Below are 17285 nucleotides of genomic sequence, written 5' to 3' on the forward strand. Positions count from 1 at the left end.
TTCTCCCTGATCGCCGGCGCGGCTCGGACCAAGGCGGGCCCGGGTCGCCCACGAGGGGAGACCCGGGCCCGCCGGGAACGTCGCCGCAGCCGTCAGCCGAAGGCCTTGATCTGGTTCCAGTCCACGTTCAGGACCACCTTCACCGCGGCTCCGGTACTGGTGCGGGACGGGTTGTAGATCCGGGTCGCGCCGTCGGAGCGCAGGCGGGCCCAGATGTCCGGGATGCCGTCGCCGCTGACGTCAGGGATGCCCAGGGCGGTCGCCACGTTCGCCTCCGACCAGTTGGTGCCGTAGCCCACGTCACCGTTGAGCGAGTCGGCGGCGTGCTTCAGTGAGACCAGGTCGACGCTGCCGCTGACGGGACCGGGCCGCCCGTGCCGGACGTACATGTTGCCGTTGTCCAGGTTGCGCCAGAGCAGGTCGGGCGTCTTGTCGCCGTTGATGTCGGCGACGTTGACGATCTCGCGCCGGGCCCAGGCACTGGAGGTCATCAGCGTGGCCTCCCGGAAGGTGCCTCCGGTGTAGCCGGACAGCGTCCAGAACTCCATGCCGGCCCGCAGCACCAGATCGGGATGACCGTCGCCGGTGATGTCGCCGACCGCCCTGATCTGCGTCCACGTCGAAGGGGCGGGGGCATTCGACGGCAGCCGGATTGCGAGGCGCCGTCCGACGTCGAAGCTGCCGTACCCGTCGCCGGGGTACAGCCATGCCTTGCCGTCCGGGGTGACCGCGAACAGGTCGGTGGTGCCGTCACCCGGGAAGGCGTCCGCCCAGTGGGTGATCAGTGCCGCCTTTCCTGTGGACGGGTCGAACCAGTGGTTCGTCGGATGCAGCTTCGTCTCCCCGGTCCTGCTGTCCTTGGTGTACGCGGCGCCGAGGCAGCCGTACAGCTCGCCGCCCGCGCTGCCGACGCAGTTCATCAGCTTGCCGGCCGCGTCCACGATCAGCAGGTCGGGGATGCCGTCACCGCCGGTGTCCCAGGGCACGTCGGCCGCTTCCCTGGGCGGGACGTAGAAGGCGTAGTCGGTGCGCACGCTCTGGTTGCCCGTGGCGTCGTAGGCGTGGACCAACAGCCAGTTGGGTCCCGCGTGGGCGGGCGCCAGAGTGATGGTCGCGCGGCCGCTGGAGGCCGGCGCCTCGAACCACTGCAGGCCCTCGATGGCGTAGCGGAACCTCGTCGCACCCGACGAGACGAGGGTCACCTTCCCACTCGTACCGAAGGGCGCCTTCGCCCAGGTCAGCCCGTCGGACGTGGCCTCGGGGAAGTCTTCGCTCTCGATCTCGGGCTGTGGCGGGGCAGTGGCGTCGATGGTGATCCTGCAGGGCTCGCTGCCCGGCGGGTAGTAGGAGGACGCCGCGTTATCGGTGTCCACCGCACGCACGTCCCACGAGTAGGTCGTCTTGTCTGCCAGCGGGAAAGTGACGGGGATCTGCACCGTGGCGGTGCCACTGGAGTTCGGCTTGGCGATCTTGGCGGCCGGGATCGTCCCGCCCACCTTCCAGAAGCGGAACTGCAGCTCACGCAGGTTGCCGTCGGCGTCCTTCGCGTTCGCCGACAGAGTGATGTTCGTCTTGCCGATGGTCACGCCCGAACCCGGACCGGGCTTGCAGGCGCCACCGGGCGTGGACTTGCCGCCGGTCGGCTCCCCTGGCTTGCGGTTGTGGGTCACGCTCAGCGTGGCGGAGTTCGCCCTGAACTTACGCCATGTGTGGGTGTCGGTCTCGGTGGTGGCGCGCATGCCGAAGGTGATGGTGGACCAGCCGGCGTTGGCGCCCTTCTGGGCGGCCGACGTCACGTCGAAGGGCTCGTAGTCATCGGGGCAGGTGCTGTTGTAACCGTGCACAAAGGAGTGCACGTCGACCTTGCTGCTCCAGGACGGCTGCTTGTTCCACGTCGTGCCCGAGGAGATCGCCCCGGTCAGCCAGAACTGGAACTCCCGCTTGTTGCAGGACCAGGAGTGGTTGTTGAGCACCTTGAAGATCGCCTCGGAGACCGTCGTGCCCTTGATGGTGCTGTCGAACTTCATGCGCCAGAAGGAACGAGCGGTGCCGTTCGTGTCGTCCTCGTGGCCGACGCGGGCGTCGGAGGTGCCGGAGCTGAAGTTGGTGCCGTTCCAGAAACTGGTGTTCGGGTACGGCTTGTATGCCACCGTCCAGGCCTGCCACGGCGGGTTGATGGTGGGGTCCACGAACACCGGGAAGCGGGTGTTCGTATCTGTCAGCAAACCGGTCCTTCCCAGTCCCAGGTCGATACGGGCCTTTCCGGTCCCGTCGCCCAGAAGCTGCATCGGCATGGGTTCCTGACGCGCGCCGGGCTCGATACCGCTGAGGCCGGACAGGTTCAACACGTCGGCGGGCGTGGCGACGGAGGTACGCGGAGCCACACCGGGATCGGCCTCGGGGTCGCGGCCGGAGGAGTCCCAGCCGAAAGGCGTGGGGACCGAGCCGACCTCGCGGCCCGCCACGTCGAGGATCGAGACGTGGCTGGAGCCGTCGCTGTAGTGGAACGTGGCCGTCTCCGACCGCAGGCCGTACGACACCTTGGCCAGCGCCTCGCTCCGTGCGGCCTCCCGTGTCTTGACGATCAGCAATTGGGCGAACCCGCCCTCCTCCCGGACGACCAGCAGCAGGTCGACGCCCGGCAGCACCTCCGGATACAGCGCCCGGGGTCCGTCGAGCACCGGCTCGGGCAGAAGGCCCGGCCATGTGTAGGAAACGGTGTGCCCGTTCAGGTCCGTTTCGGCCAGCACCGTCTCCCCGGGGCCGTCGGCCAGCGGGAGGCGGGTGAAGGAGCGGTCGGCCCGCTGCTTCGCGCCGGGGGTGCCGCTGGAGAAGCGGACGGGCACCGCAGGGTTGACCGGGCGGATGCCCAGGCCGTCACCGGTGCGCCGGAGCCGGTTGTCAACCGGAGCCCACTCCCCTTCGGCATTCTTCGCCCGTTTAGGGAACGCGGTCATGTCGGTGCGCAGCTTGCCGTCCGGCAGGGCCCAGGTCTGGGACGTGGCAGTGGTCGCCGTGTCGACGAGGACCGGCTTGCGGCTGCTGCGCGCCTCGGCCGAAGCCGCGGCCTCGTCGCGGGGACCGGTGACGGCCGGCTTCGCGTCCGTCGCCCGGTCCGCGCGGGGCGCCGGCGTGTCGTCGGGGAGCCACCACGGGAGCAGGGCAGCGGTCAGGGCGGCCAGGACGAGGCCGAGGGTGATGCTCAGCCGGGTGCGCGTGCGCACAAACGGGCTGAGGAGGCGAGGCGGCGCGGACACGGCGGCGGTCACTCCCGTGTGGACCAGACGGACAGGGCAGCACGGACAGCCCCGGGACGCAGGTCACGGGGCACGGGCGCGCAAACGATCACACGATGTGTACAGAACGTCTACCCGTGAAGAAGTTATGGCTTTGTGATGACCTTTCTGTGACTGTACGAGATCGATTGACGCCAGGTCAGATGTGCGGCTTTTGATCACCACTTGTGCGCCGATGCATGGGGGTCCCTAGGGGTTCGCCCAGAGCTCGCATTTAGGGCGGGTCTGACACCACTTCAACCGTGATTCAGATCACGGCAATTGGCTCGGTGCAACGGGGCCACTGTTGATGCGTGAGGGGCCCATGACGGAGGGTGCGGACACATTCGTATCGCCTGGGTGGGAGTCGACGCGCATGCGTGCTCAAGGTCCCCTGTCCTGGCCGTGGCGCAGACGCCCGGCCTCGACGGAGTCACAGCGACGGCGTCGCCGGCAAGGCCGGGCGGCGACCGTCCTCTTGTTGTCCTCGGCGTTGATGGTCACCAGCCTCAACGCGGAGGCATGGGCCGTCCCCGGCCCCGGCATGAGCCGCGGATCGGTCGACCTCCCCGAGCTGCCCGAGATCACCCCGGTCGACGGTGACGAAGAGGCCGAGAAGAACCTCACCACCGCTCCCGAGGTCCCCGTCGACCCGTACGAGCCGACCGCGGTCACCCCTTGGCAGGAGGACACCGGCACGGCGACCCTGACCGGTGACGCCGAGCCGGGCAGCACCGTCCCTGTCACCAACGGCCTGCCCGTGGCGCTCGGAGTGCCCGAGGGCACCGACCCCGCCGCGATCGCCGGTGAGTGGACGGTCGACCTGGCGGGACCGTCCGTGTCCCAGGAAGCCGGCGTCGCGGGCCTCATCATGGAGGTCACCCCGCCGGCCACGGCCGACCCGGAGGCGCAGGTCGCGATCGCGGTTGACACCACCTCCTTCCGGGACCTCTACGGCCCCCAGGCGGCCGACCGCTTCGGCCTCGTGCTCCTGCCCGACTGCGTCCTCACCCCGGACGAGGGCGAGTGCGCGGACGACAGCGGGACGCAGACCATGTCGGCGCAGGCCGACGCGGCGGGCCCCGAGCAGCTGCGCAGCACGGTGGAGAAGGTTCCGGCGAAGGAGGCGCCCACCGACGCCGAGGCGCCCAAGAACGCCACCACCCACACGATCGTGACCGGCTCCGTCCCGGTCGCCGAACTGCTCGACGGCACGGCCGGCAGTCCCGCGACCGCGTCCGGCGCCTCGGCCCGTACCGCCTCCGCCCGCACCGACGTCGTGCAGGCGGCCGACTCCGCCGGCTCCCGGGTCATCGGCGCCATGGACACCGGCGCCTCGGCCGCCGGTGACTTCACGGCGACCCCGCTGCTGTCCGCGGGTTCCTGGTCGGCGGGCGCCTCCTCGGGCGCCTTCACCTACGCGTACCAGGTACCGGTCCCGGAGACCGCGGGCGGCCCCATGCCGCGGATCGCCCTCAGTTACTCCTCGCAGACCGTCGACGGACGCACCTCCGCCACCAACAACCAGGCGTCCTGGATCGGCGACGGCTGGGACTACAACCCGGGCTCCATCACCCGCACCTACGCCAACTGCCGCCAGGACTCCAAGAAGGCCGGGTCGAACAACGCCACTCATCGCACGGCGGACTTGTGCTGGGGTTCCGAGAACGCCACTCTCTCGCTCGGCGGCATGACCACCGAGCTGGTATGGGACAAGGACCAGGGCACATGGTTCACCGCCAACGGTGACGGCTCCAAGATCGAGCGCATCGAGGACCCCACCACCCAGAACCGCGCCAGGAACGGCGAGTACTGGGTCGTCACCACCCGCGACGGCACCCGCTACCACTTCGGACTGAACAAGCTGCCGGGTCACACGCAGGGCAAGCCGGTCACCGACTCGGTGCTGACCGTCCCGGTGTACGGCAACCACCCGGGTGAGGACTGCTACAAGGCCGGTGACTGGGCCGGTTCCTGGTGCACGCAGGCATGGCGATGGAATCTCGACTACGTCGAGGACGTCCACGGCAACGCCATGTCCCTGTGGTGGAAGAGCGACCAGAACTACTACGCCCGCAACTTCAACTTCAAGTCCCCCGTCGTCTACGACCGCGACGGCTACCTGACCCGCATCGACTACGGCCAGCGCAAGGACAGCATCTTCTCCGCGCCCGCCCCGGCGCGCGTCAACTTCAAGGTCGAGGACCGCTGCTTCGCCGAGGGCTCGCTGACGTGCTCCGAGGAGAACTTCACCGACAAGGACCCGGGCAAGTACCGCATCTGGTACGACACCCCGGCCGACCTGCGGTGCGAGGCCGGAAAGAAGTGCTGGAACGCCGGAGCCACGTTCTGGTCCCGCAAGCTCCTCACCGAGATCCAGACCTCCGCCCAGCGGCGCACCGACACCGACGCCCGCCAGGTGGTGGACCGGTACACGCTGAAGCAGAGCTTCCCCGTCCTGCGCACCGGCCCCAACACCGCCCTGTGGCTGGAGTCGATCCAGCGCACCGGGTACGCCCGCAACGGTTCCACCGACGAGAGCGTCACCCTGAACGCGGTGCGCTTCGAGCCGAACATGGACGACATGCCCAACCGGGTCATGCGTCCCGACGACCCTCGTCCCGGCTTCTCCCGTCTGCGCGTCGCGCGCGTCATCAACGAGTACGGCGGCGAGACCGTCGTCACCTACAAGGCCCCCACGGGCGACTGCGCCACCGGCACCGGACTCCCCGGCAAGAAGGACACTGCCGCGCTGAAGGCCAACACACGGCTGTGCTACCCGCAGTTCTGGCACCCCGACCCCGAGGTCGAGGACATCGACTGGTTCCACAAGTACGTCGTGGAGTCCATCGAGGAACTGCCCAACGTCGACGGCGCCTTCTCCACCCGAACCGCCTACACGTACAAGAACGCCGGATGGAAGCTCGCCGAGGCGGAGTTCACCAAGAAGTCCACCCGCACCTGGTCACAGTTCGCGGGCTTCGAGCAGACCACCGTCATCACCGGCACGGACGAGCCGGCCGTCGGCAGCAAGCGCTCCAAGGCCGTCACCCGCTACTTCCGGGGCATGGGCGACGACGTCCCCGTGAAGGACATCACCGGCACGGAGATCGCCAAGGACCGTGAGCCCTTCGCCGGCCGCATCGCCGAGGAACTGACGTACACGAGCGCCGCGGACGCCGACACCGACTGGCTGTCCCGCAGCGTCACCGTGCCCGCCGCCACCGAGCTCGGCCGCCGCGACCGCGGCGACGGGCTGAGCCCCCTGATCGCCTGGCGGGTCACCGAGCCCGAGGAGATCGCGTACACCAAGTCCTCCGGCACCGGCGACGACACCCGCACACAGCGCGTCGTCCGGACGAGGACCACGTTCGAGGCGACCCACGGTCTGCCCACCCTCGTGGAGTCGCTGGGCGACACCGGCCGGTCGGGCGACGAGTCCTGCACCAAGCTGGATTACCTGCACCATCCCGGCAAGAACCTCATCGGCCTGACCAAGCAGGCCTTGGTCTCGCCCACCACCTGCGCGGACGCCGACTTCGGCGACCTGTCCACGCTGAGCGGCGGCACCCGCACCGCGTACGACCACACGTCCTACGGGGCCGCGCTCGGCGACTCGACCCGCGGTCTGGCCACCAAGACCTGGTCGCTCAACGGCGACGGCACCGGCTTCCAGCTCGACGGCGGTTCGAAGTTCGACGCGGTCGGCCGCGTGGTCGAGCAGACCGACGCCGACGGCAACTCGGGCACCATCGAGTACTTCCCGTCCACCGGCCAGGTGTTCAGGGTCACCGAGACCAACGCCAAGGGCCACCAGCAGACACAGGAACTGGAGCCCGGCCGCGCGACGGCGCTGAAGACGACGGACGCCAACGGGCATGTCAGCCAGGCGGCGTACGACCCGCTGGGCCGTCTCGTCGAGGCGTGGGGCCCCGGCCGTACGCCGTCCACCTCCGCTGTCCCGGACTTCCGGGCCGTCTACACGATCCCCGCGTACGACCCGGACGAGACAGACCGCAAGCCCCCGTACGTCACCACCTACACCCGCTCCAAGGACGACCGCGTCGAGACGTCCGTGGTCCTCTACGACGGACTCGGCCGTGAGCGGCAGACGCAGGAGGAGGCCGACGGCGGCGGACACCTGATCACCGACACGCTCTACAACAGCTCGGGCGAGGTCTGGCAGACCAACAACGCCTACCTCACCCACGAGGCCAAGACCGGTGAGCTGTTCACCCCGCTCGCCGACACGACGGTCCCCAACATCACCCGGTACAGCTACGACGGCCTGGGCCGCGTGGTGCAGGAGATGCCGTACCTGAAGGTCGAGGACCCGGAGACCGGCGAGTCCAGCTCCGAGCCGGTCCCCGCGCGTGCCGTCCGCTACGAGTACGGCGCCGACTGGTCGAAGGTGAACCAGCCCTCAGGCGCCTCCTCGTACCGCGTCTACACCGACGCACTCGGCCGCACCTCCCGGGTCGACACCTTCAACGCCGAAGCGCCCGGCGGCTTCACGTCGATGCGCTACACCTACGACGGACACGGCCAGCTGGTGAAGGCGGTCAACTCCGCCGACACCGCCCACCCGTGGACGTGGACGTACGACCACCGCGGCCGGCAGGTGACCGCCACTGACCCGGACGCGGGCACCACACGGACCACGTACGACCACCACGACCGGGTTCTGACCACCAGGAACGCCCGCGGCATCACGTTGTGGAACGGCTACGACGTGCTGTCCCGGCCGGTCGAGCAGCGCCTCGACGGCCCTGAGGGCAAACTGCTGGCCACCTTCGGCTACGACACGTCCCCGGGCGGCACGGGCATGCCCGCCACCGCCACCCGCTACACGGACGGCGCCGCCTACACGCAGACCGTCGACGGCTACACGAACGACTACCAGCCGACCTCCACCACGCTGTCCCTCCCTCAGTCGCTGGCCGACACGTGGGGTTTCAAGGCCTCCTACAAGTACGCCTACACGTACGACGACACCGGCGCCCTCAAGGAGGCATCGCTCCCGGCGGTCGGCCGGTTCGACGCCGAGAAGCTCGTCGTCCGCTACAACCAGGACGGCAAGCCCCTGTCGGTCTCCGGAAAGGACTGGTACGGCGCCGATACGGTCTACGACGCCTACGGCCAGGTGCTGCGCTCCGCGCTGGGCGCCCACCCGTACCGGGTCTGGACGACGGCTTCGTTCGACGAGGGCAGCGGCGAGCTGAAGAGCCACGCCGTCTACCGCGAGCAGGCCGGTGACAAGACGCTCGTCGGCGGCCACCTCGTGTCCGAGCGGTCGTACACCTACGACCCGGCAGGCAACGTCACCTCCATCCGGGAGCACTCGGACGGCATCGCCGAGCGGCAGTGCTTCACCTACGACCCGCTGGGCCAGCTCAAAACGGCCTGGACCGCCAAGGAGCAGACCTCCTGCGCGGGCCCGAAGAACGGTGACGGCACGCTGAACGTGGCGGCCGGCAAGGACAACTCCGGCTACTGGCAGGAGTACGAGTACGACCTGCTCGGCAACCGCACCAAGCTGACCGAGAAGGACCTGGCCGGCACCACCGCCAAGGACGCCACGACCACGTACTCCTACGGCAGGGCCGACGGCACCCAGCCGCACACGCTGACCAAGGTGTCGAAGACCTACACCACGCCGGAGGGCGCCCAGGTCAAGGCCGAGGCCGAGCGGCTGTACGAGCTGACCGGCGAGACCAGGTCCGTCACCTCCGTCCAGAACGGCGACAAGCAGGAGCTGACCTGGACCTACGACGGCAAGATCGACCGCATCAAGGGCCAGGGTACGGGCGGGAAGACCCCGTACGTCGGACTCGCCGACAAGTGCCTGGACCTGAAGAGCGGCCACGCCGTCGCGGGGCAGCCGATCCAGCTGTACAGCTGCAACACCTCCGTGGCGCAGAGCTGGCGGTTCGCCGTCGCTCCGGGAGCGGCGCAGACCGACCCCGACCGAGGGACGCTGACCGTCTACGACAACTGGTGCGTTCAGCCCGCCTCGAACACGGCCGGCGCGGCGGTCCAGCTGCAGAAGTGCGACGGCTCGTCGGCGCAGGAGCTGAAGCGGAACGCCTCCGCCCAGCTCATCCACGTCGCGTCCGGCCTGTGCCTGGCAGTCCAGGGCGGCAGCTCCGCCAGCGGCACCCCGGTGGTCCTCGCCACCTGTGACGCGAGCAAGCCCGAGCAGCAGTGGTCGCCGCAGAACGACACCCGCTACATCTACGGTCCTGACGGCGCGCAGTTGCTGACCATCAAGGGCAAGCAGGCCACGCTGCACCTGGGCGAGGCCGAGGTCACCGTCCAGCGTGGCGGTGTCCTGGTCAACACCCAGCGGACCTACTCCGCACCGGGCGGCGCGGTCATGCGGTACGCCTACGGCAACGGCTCCGACCAGCTGGTCGCCCTCGCCGGTGATCATCAGGGCAGTACGCATGCGGAGGTCGTGCTCGGCGGCAGCATGTCGGTGCGTATCCGCAAGCAGGACCCGTTCGGCAACCAGCGCGGTACCGACACGGTCGGCGCCAACATGCAGGCGCACACCGGGTTCCTGGGCGCCACCCGTGACGACTCCTCCGGCTATCAGCCGCTGGGGGCGCGTCTGTACGACCCGGTGGTCGGACGCTTCCTGTCGGCCGACCCGGTGCTCGACCTGAATGACCTGCTCCAGTCCAACGGCTACGCCTACGCGCACAACAACCCGGTGACGATGTCCGACCCGACGGGTCTGGCCATCTCCCTGACCGCCTCGGAGCGGGCCGCTGCCCTGGCGGGAGCGGGCCTGTCCGCGGCCCAGGTCGCCCAGGCGCAATCCACCATGGGCAAGTCGCTGTCCTCGGTCATCCTGGGCGCGGCGTGGTCCACGCTGAAGGACTTCATCGGCATCAACGACGCGATGGCCTGCTTCGGCGGTGACATGTGGTCGTGCGCCGGGATGGTCCTGGGTGCGATCCCGTGGTTCAAGGCGGGCAAGATCCCCGGCGTTTTGAAGGCCATCGACCGCACGATCGACGCGATCCAGGCCTTCCGTAAGGCGAAGAAGGCGGCCGAGGCGGTGCTGAGGGCCGCGAAGGCGGCCGAGGCGGCGGCGCTGAAGGCCAAGAAGGCCGCGATCGAGAAGGCGAAGAAGGAGGCTGCGCAACGCGCCAAGAAGAAGGCGGCGGAGCAGGCGAAACGAACCTCCGACAAGGCGGTCGCGCAGACCAAGAAGACCGGTAACCCCGTCCAGAAACAGGCCCAGGCCAAGGCAGCCCCGAAGGCGTCCTCGGTGAGCAAGGGCTCCGGAAGCGGCTCGAAGAGCGGCGGCTCCAAGCCGGGCGGCGACTCAGGCGGCTCCTCCCGCAGCAAGGGCGGAAGCAGCGAAAGCGGCGACTCCGGCAAAGCCGACGGAGGCGACGGAGAATCCTGCCCCGTCGGAAACAGCTTCGTCCCCGGCACCAAGGTCCTGATGGCCGACGGGTCCACCAAGCCGATCGAGGAGATCGAAGTCGGCGACAAGGTCGTCGCCACCGACCCCGAAACCGGCGAGACCCGCATCGAGACGGTCACCGCCGAGATCAAGGGCGAAGGCCTCAAGCACCTGGTCAAGGTCGTCATCGACACCGACGGCGACAAGGGCGAGCACACGGCCGAGGTCACCGCGACCGACGGCCACCCCTTCTGGGTCCCCGAACTCGGCCAATGGCTCGACGCCACCGACCTCCAGCCCGGCCAGTGGCTCCAAACCAGCGCCGGCACGCACGTCCAGATCACCGCGATCGAACACTGGACGACAACAGGCACCACCGTCCACAACCTCACCGTCGGCGACACCCACACGTACTATGTGCTGGCGGGGGCCACGCCGGTCCTCGTACACAACTGCAATCCACTCGACGGCATTGCGGACGAGTTGGCAGGCAGCAAGGTTACGACTGGTCAGGTCGTAGATGATGCTGGAAATAAAGTCGGAGCTCCCGTATCAAGCGGTGAGAATGGTTCATTCACGCAAGTAAGGGACGCGCTCAAAAAATCTGGCGTGCCTCACGACGCTGCAGGTGGGTTCGCGGCTGCATCTCATGTAGAAACCAAGATCGCTTTGGCCATGAGAAGCAATGGCGTTCAGAGGGCGACAGTCGTAATCAACAATTCTGACGGCGTTTGTTCTGGTCCCTATTCATGCATGACTGGGGTGTCTGCGATTCTACCAAGAGGGTCTAGCCTGACATCCGTTTGGCGCACTGAAGAGGGCTGGCACGGGGTAACTATGCTGGGCGGCGGTTAATCTCAAGAGGTGTAATATCTGGCCGGCCCTGCCCTGGGGTAGAATCCTCCGGGGTGGGGCCGGTCTAATTTCAGTATTCCGCATCGCCTCACCTGCGAACGTTGGAGGATATTAATGATTCTGACTGTTTTCACTGGCGGTACGACATATCATGCAGCATCGGGAGCTATTCTTAGGCGCTTGATTAGCGAGTTGGTGACCGGCGGGCCCGACCAAGGGTCAGACGTGGCTGGACAGCCGAAGGGTGGAATTTTTGCAACGTTTGTGCTCTTGGCGCCACATAGGGATCCGATGAAATCAGATCGGTACTTTGACAGCTATCTTCAAGTCTCGACAAATCCGCTTACAGGGTATGGCGCATTGAGGTGGCAAGTTCCCGAGGATTCCGTAGTTCGAGTGGATCGGGAGATTGCGAGGAGTGTATGGACCTCTAGGAATCCGGAACCGCCGGTGTTGAATCAAAACGTTGTTGCTGATTTGGGCGATTGGAGGCTGTTCGAGCCCCGCAATACGCTGCCGGTAGCTGATATTCGTGCGGCCGTCGAGGAATTTTGCGAACTAAGAAGCGGTCAGAGGCCAACGGCGATTTGCTGGGATCGTGGTGACTTTGGCACGTACCACTCTCTGAATGGGCAGGCGGATGTGACACCTTCCTTTTGTCAGGATCCGTGGTGCAGAGACTCGGGTACACGGCACCCATTGCACTGATTAAGGTTCTCGGTGGCGCTTCGTGTAAGTTGGAATCTCACCTTTCGGTGAGACGGTATTTATTACTCGAACATGGAGGTTATGCGCGAATATCGCGTTGATGTCGCTGTTTGTTGAACTTCAATTTGCTTGTCGATGTGTGCAAGCGAATTTGACGCCCCGTCAGGCGGTGTCTGGCGAGGCGTCTGTGTGGGGTGACGGCAGTAGTTGACGGCAACGTCAGCGGACGAGGGCGGCGCAGGGTGGCGGTTCGTCGCCGTCGGAGCGTGCCGTCTTGGTGTTCTCCGGGCTGTCGAGTGCGGTGCTGAGGGTGTCGATGGCGTCGCGCTGGAGGCGGAGTCGGACGTGGGCGTAGACCGTGGCAGTGACGCCGATGTGGGCGTGTCCGAGGAGTTCCTTGATCACGACGAGTTCGACGCCCTGTTCCAGGAGCAGGGTGGCGGTGGAGTGGCGGAGGTCGTGGAAGCGGATGCGGCGGAGGCCGGCCTTTCGGAGGAGCGCGATGAAGGTGCGGGTGAGGTTTGTCGGGTCGATCGGTCGACCCTGCGCTGTGGTGAACACGTGCCCGCTGTGCTGCCACGACGTGTCTGCGGTCGCACGTTCGTGCCGCTGCTGTTCGTGGTGGTGCTTCAGGGACTGGACGCAGCGGGTGGGGAGGGCGATGCGGCGTTCGGAGGCCCGGGTTTTGGTGGGTAGCGTGGTGAGCCCGCCTGTGCTGGTGCGCTGAAGGGTGCGGCGGATTGCGGCGGTGCCCGCGTCGAGGTCGAGGTCTTCCCAGCGCAGGCCGAGGAGTTCGCCCTTGCGGAGCCCAGTGTGGAGGGCGAGTTCGAACAGCGCGTGCAGCCGGTGGTCCTGGGCGGCGGCGAGGAACTGCCGGGCTTCGTCGGCGGTGAGGGGTTCGAAGCGTCGGGGGCGTGGGGTGCCGGTGCGGACGTTGCGGGCTACGTTGCGCGGGATCTCTTCCTCGCGGACGGCGTGCTCCAGGGCGGACTTGAGTACGGAGTGGATGTAGGTGAGCGTCAGCGGGGAGAGCAGTTTGGAGCAGCACCGGCCGATGGCGCAGCAACGGGGCTGGTCGCGCCGGGCGTCGATGCCGCGGGTGCAGCACTGGCAGGTGGTGCGGAGCTGGTTGAGCCAGGTGCGGACGTCCTTGGCGGTGAGCTTGGCGAGCTTCTTCTTGCCCAGGCCGGGGATGAGGTATCGGCTGACGCAGGTGGTGTAGCGGGTGTGGGTGGTTTCGCGGAGGTGGTGGAGGGCGACGTTCTCCAGCCAGTACGTCAGGTACGCGGCCACGCTGCCCGCCGCGGAGGGGACGGGGACGCCGCGGTTGCTGGCGGCGATCTTCTCGGTGAGCTTGGCCAGGGCGTCACCGACCTGATGGCCCAGGCCCGGGAACGGATCGACATCCTCGTCTACGCGGCCGTCTTCCTCCACGAGGCGTACCCGCGGCTGAACGAACTCCTCACCGAACGCGCCGCCGAAGGCTGCACCGTCCGCATCGCGATCGGGGACGCCGACAGCGACACCGTCCAAGCCCGCGGCCAGGAGGAGCGGTTCGGCCACGGCATCGAATCACGCTGCCGCCTCGCGCTCATGCACTACAGACCCCTCGCCAGCACCCCGGGCATCGAAGTCCGCACCCACGAAACCACGCTCTACAACTCCCTCTACCGCGCTGACGACCAGCAACTCGTCAACGCCCATGTCTGGGGCGCCAACGCGTACGCCGCCCCCTTGTGGCATCTTCGCCGACACGAGGCAGGCGGCATGTTCGACACCTATGCCGAGAGCTTCGACGCCGTGTGGACGACAGCAACCCCCGTACGAGAGGAAGGCTGACCGTGGCCCGTACCGAGTACTACGGCGACCCGAACGCGCCCAAGCCGAACAGCATGGTCGTCGCCGCCTCCGCCGTCGTCACCGACGATCACGGGCGCATCCTCCTCCAGCGCCGCCGCGACAACGACCTATGGGCCCTGCCCGGAGGCGGAATGGACCTCACCGACTCCCTGCCAGGCACGGCCGTCCGCGAGGTCAAGGAAGAGACCGGCCTGGACGTCGAGATCACCGGCCTGGTCGGCACCTACACCGACCCGAAACACATCATCGCCTACACCGACGGCGAGGTCCGCCGCCAGTTCAACGTCTGCTTCACCGCCCGCATCACCGGCGGCCAGCTGGCAATCTCCGACGAGTCCACCGAGCTCCGGTTCGTGCCGCCGGAAGAGATCGAGCAGCTACCGATGCACCACACCCAACAGCTCAGGCTCCAGCACTTCCTGGAACAGCGCGAGAAGCCGTACCTGGGCTGAACTGGCTGACGGCAGTAGCTGACGGCAACAACCCCGCACAACCACGGACACTCACGCACGTCACCGGACCAGCAAATCGCGCTTGACCTGCATAAAGGCAGGTACAGGCGTCCGCGTAGCACACGTACTACGTACAGGCGGGACCCACGCCGGTCCTGGTGCACAATACGGGCTGCCCGACGTCTTATGCATTGTCACTGAAGACTGGGGGTCCGAAGGGTAGCGGCGCGAACCAGGCCTACCAGATTAGGCAGGTTGGCTCGACTGAATACCATGCCACGGGTGGCGGAACGCAAGTTTGGGCTGACGGTCTCGATATAAACACTTCCGAACTTTTGGATGCCAAGTACGTCGGCAAACCGGGGCGGAGCCCTTATGTGCCGGGCGGGAAGGTCCCAGAATTTATCCAAGCGCAGGTCGACGAAAAGATGAGCGATGAATTCGCACGGTATGCGGCGGTGATCAATGATCCTCGTAATCCATTGAAGGGATTGCGCGTCATCACCAACGAGCCGGGGGCTGTGCCATACTTCAGAGGCCTGATGCAACAGCATGGAATACCAGGCTCTGTCGTCTTGAGTCCATAGGAAGGAGCAGGTCAGTGACGTACCTAGCCGTCTTCGAGGATAAGAGCCGTGGGGTTCGTCGCGCAGATCTGATCGCGGCATTGGAACGCGACTGGCCGACTTCTGTGATCCTTGAGCGCCAAGGATCACAGAAGTCTAGGGACGTGGTTTGGTCCTACACGAACGATAGCCAGGAGCTTGAAGGATACTCCCATGTGGACGGAACTTGCATTTACCTCGATTCCCCCCTTGCTTTGGCCGCTAGATTTGCACTCTGGTACCGAGGCTTGGTGCCCGCCGAAATTGACCTGGTGTTCTGTGATGACGGATACAGTTTCGACGGGAGCATTGAGGCGGGCATGAGCGTTGATGACGTGATCGCCATCGCCGCTGATTCCTGATATCCCCCCTTGCGTCGTTGTGAGAACGCAGGTTCGCTCTTCTGTCCAGAACTCAGAGGCCCCACCGGATCGCTTTCCGGTGGGGCCTTTGTGATGTCTGGACGGCAGTAACTGACGGCAACGTCATCGGACAGGTGATGCTCAGGGCGGCAATCCGTCACCGTCGTCGGGCCGGGCGACGGCCTAGACCGGGTTGCGTCGATCGGTGCTGAGAGGATCGCTGGCGTCGTGGTAAGGGCGACGCCGTACACGACACGGCGGTTGGTAACGCCGATGTGGAGATCTCCGCAGCGCTCTTTGATGACAACAAGTTGGAGGTCTCGTTCGAGAAGGAGAGTGGTGGCCGAATGTCTTAGGCCATGGAAGGAGACGCGGTGGAGCCTGGTGCCTCGACCACGGTAGGCAGTTCGGCCGGACGCAGCGCAGTGCCGGGGCGGGGACCGCCTCCGAAGTCGGGGAAGCTGTGTTGGTGCCCCGTCAAGATGTGCGGTGATGCGACGGTGGGTCAGGAGGGCGGGGTGACGTGGGCCAACCCCAGGAGCGGGAGCGGAACGTCGGTGGCCAGGCAAGCCCGGCCGTAGTTCCCAGTCAGTAGTGGCCCAACCAGCAAGACACCCGGCATCAGAAAGCGGCCTCTGGCCCATCCTCGGTTGCTCCTACACTTCACCCCGCCACCGCTCCGTCCTCGACAATTGGCGACTTCCTTCGATGATGCAGGCCAGGCGCCTGTACGGCGCCCGGCCCTGGTCGGCCAACTGGAAATCAGTCGAACACGAACGGCCCCGGTGCCTGCGGCCCCGTCGCCGTGCAGGTGATCGTGATGAAGCCGAAGGCCGTCACCTTGAGGGTGCCGCCGTAGGCCTCCAGGCTGTCGCCGGAGGCGACCGTGCCGAAGAGGGGGCCCACCTCGAGGGCGTCGCCCGTGGACATCGCCGGGTTCTTGGTGCCCTTGAAGGTGACCGTGCCGCCGTCCTCCTTCACCATCGTCAGCTCCGAGACCAGGGAGTCCTGGCCGAGGGAGACCGGCGCGGTGACCGACGAGGTGTGCAGCGTGATCGTCGCGGACGTGCCGCTCTGGGTGGCGGTGAGGGTGGCGTCACCGCCGCCGTAGCTGCCGCAGTCGGCGTTGACGGTCGCCGTTCCGGGGTCGACGGCGGCGGCGGTGGGGGCGAACGCCAGGCCGCAGACGGCCAGTGCGCCCGCGGCCAGGGACAGACCTGTTCCGAATCGCTTGCCTCTCATGGGATTCCGGCTCCCTTTCGTGTGGGGGGCAATTGGGGGTCCGGACCCGCTGCGTGTCCATTGATGCGCGGGAGGCGCCGCACGACAAGGTGGAGATCTGGCCTAATTACCGGAGGTAACAGCGGTGGGGTGCGAGCGGGCTCCTCAGCCCGCCGTGACCGTCTCCCGCACCGTGCCGTCCGGCCCGGCCACCAGCACCGGCGTCTCCGCCCCGCCCAGGTCCCGCACAGCCGCGCGGTCCTCGTCGGAGGCCGACTCCGCCTCCGTCACGACCGCCGCCGCCTCCAGCGACGTCGCGCCGGACGCCACCGCCATCGCCACCGCCGTGCGCAGCGCGCTGAGCTTCAGCGAGTCCAGGGCGACGGTGCCGGCGGCGTACGTCCGGCCGGTCTCGTCGCGTACGGCCGCGCCCTCGGGCACGCCGTTGCGGGCCCGGACGGAGCGGGCCAGGGTGACGATCTTGCGGTCCTCGGGATCGAGGTCGGGAGTCTCGGTCATGATCCGAG

Annotated in this window: 8 protein-coding genes and 3 pseudogenes; 6 read left to right on the forward strand and 5 right to left on the reverse strand. The window is 67.2% G+C overall.

The genetic code is table 11. From position 1 onward, the window contains the following. Positions 1 to 92: 92 nt before the first annotated feature. On the reverse strand, positions 93 to 3224 hold the full coding sequence (locus AY578_RS10510; protein WP_258902289.1) for an FG-GAP-like repeat-containing protein: 3132 nt from the start codon (positions 3222 to 3224) through the stop codon (positions 93 to 95). Positions 3225 to 3771: 547 nt separating this feature from the next. On the opposite strand from AY578_RS10510, the gene AY578_RS10515 reads away from it, so the two are divergent. Continuing rightward, the gene (locus AY578_RS10515; RefSeq protein WP_258907307.1) at positions 3772 to 11550 is read left to right on the forward strand and encodes a DddA-like double-stranded DNA deaminase toxin; all 7779 of its coding nucleotides are present in this window, start codon (positions 3772 to 3774) and stop codon (positions 11548 to 11550) included. A gap of 291 nt (positions 11551 to 11841) precedes the next feature. Beyond that, the gene (locus AY578_RS34045) at positions 11842 to 12258 is read left to right on the forward strand and encodes an Imm1 family immunity protein (protein ID WP_370879098.1); all 417 of its coding nucleotides are present in this window, start codon (positions 11842 to 11844) and stop codon (positions 12256 to 12258) included. Positions 12259 to 12477: 219 nt separating this feature from the next. On the opposite strand, the pseudogene AY578_RS10520 reads toward AY578_RS34045, so the two are convergent. Further along, positions 12478 to 13626, reverse strand: a pseudogene (locus AY578_RS10520) (tyrosine-type recombinase/integrase); the annotation flags it as partial. Here AY578_RS10520 and AY578_RS10525 point away from each other — a divergent pair. The 4 genes and pseudogenes from AY578_RS10525 to AY578_RS10535 all read left to right on the forward strand — a co-directional run. Further along, positions 13627 to 14097, forward strand: a pseudogene (locus tag AY578_RS10525) (XRE family transcriptional regulator); the annotation flags it as partial. It abuts the pseudogene before it with no gap. A gap of 2 nt (positions 14098 to 14099) precedes the next feature. Then, positions 14100 to 14570, forward strand: a complete 471-nt coding sequence (locus AY578_RS10530) for an NUDIX domain-containing protein (RefSeq protein ID WP_039649173.1) — start codon at positions 14100 to 14102, stop codon at positions 14568 to 14570. A gap of 158 nt (positions 14571 to 14728) precedes the next feature. Continuing rightward, positions 14729 to 15157, forward strand: coding sequence for a restriction endonuclease fold toxin-2 domain-containing protein (locus tag AY578_RS34050; RefSeq protein WP_347226181.1), 429 nt, complete (start codon positions 14729 to 14731; stop codon positions 15155 to 15157). 14 nt (positions 15158 to 15171) lie between these two features. Beyond that, complete coding sequence (locus AY578_RS10535; protein ID WP_258907590.1) at positions 15172 to 15537, forward strand: hypothetical protein; 366 nt, start codon at positions 15172 to 15174, stop codon at positions 15535 to 15537. Positions 15538 to 15800: 263 nt separating this feature from the next. Here the strand turns inward: AY578_RS10535 and AY578_RS34260 are convergent. The 3 genes and pseudogenes from AY578_RS34260 to AY578_RS10550 all read right to left on the reverse strand — a co-directional run. Beyond that, positions 15801 to 15917 (reverse strand): annotated as a pseudogene (locus AY578_RS34260) (tyrosine-type recombinase/integrase); the annotation flags it as partial. A 382-nt stretch (positions 15918 to 16299) separates the two neighbouring features. Continuing rightward, entirely contained in the window at positions 16300 to 16779 is a 480-nt protein-coding gene (locus AY578_RS10545; RefSeq protein WP_258902290.1) for a hypothetical protein, read from the reverse strand. 144 nt (positions 16780 to 16923) lie between these two features. Continuing rightward, a complete protein-coding gene (locus AY578_RS10550) occupies positions 16924 to 17277 on the reverse strand; it encodes a cytidine deaminase-like protein (RefSeq protein WP_128126506.1) in 354 nt (117 codons plus the stop codon). Positions 17278 to 17285 lie beyond the last annotated feature (8 nt).

The organism is Streptomyces thermocarboxydus (genome assembly GCF_024760485.1).
GTDB classification, from domain to species: Bacteria; Actinomycetota; Actinomycetes; order Streptomycetales; family Streptomycetaceae; genus Streptomyces; species Streptomyces cellulosae.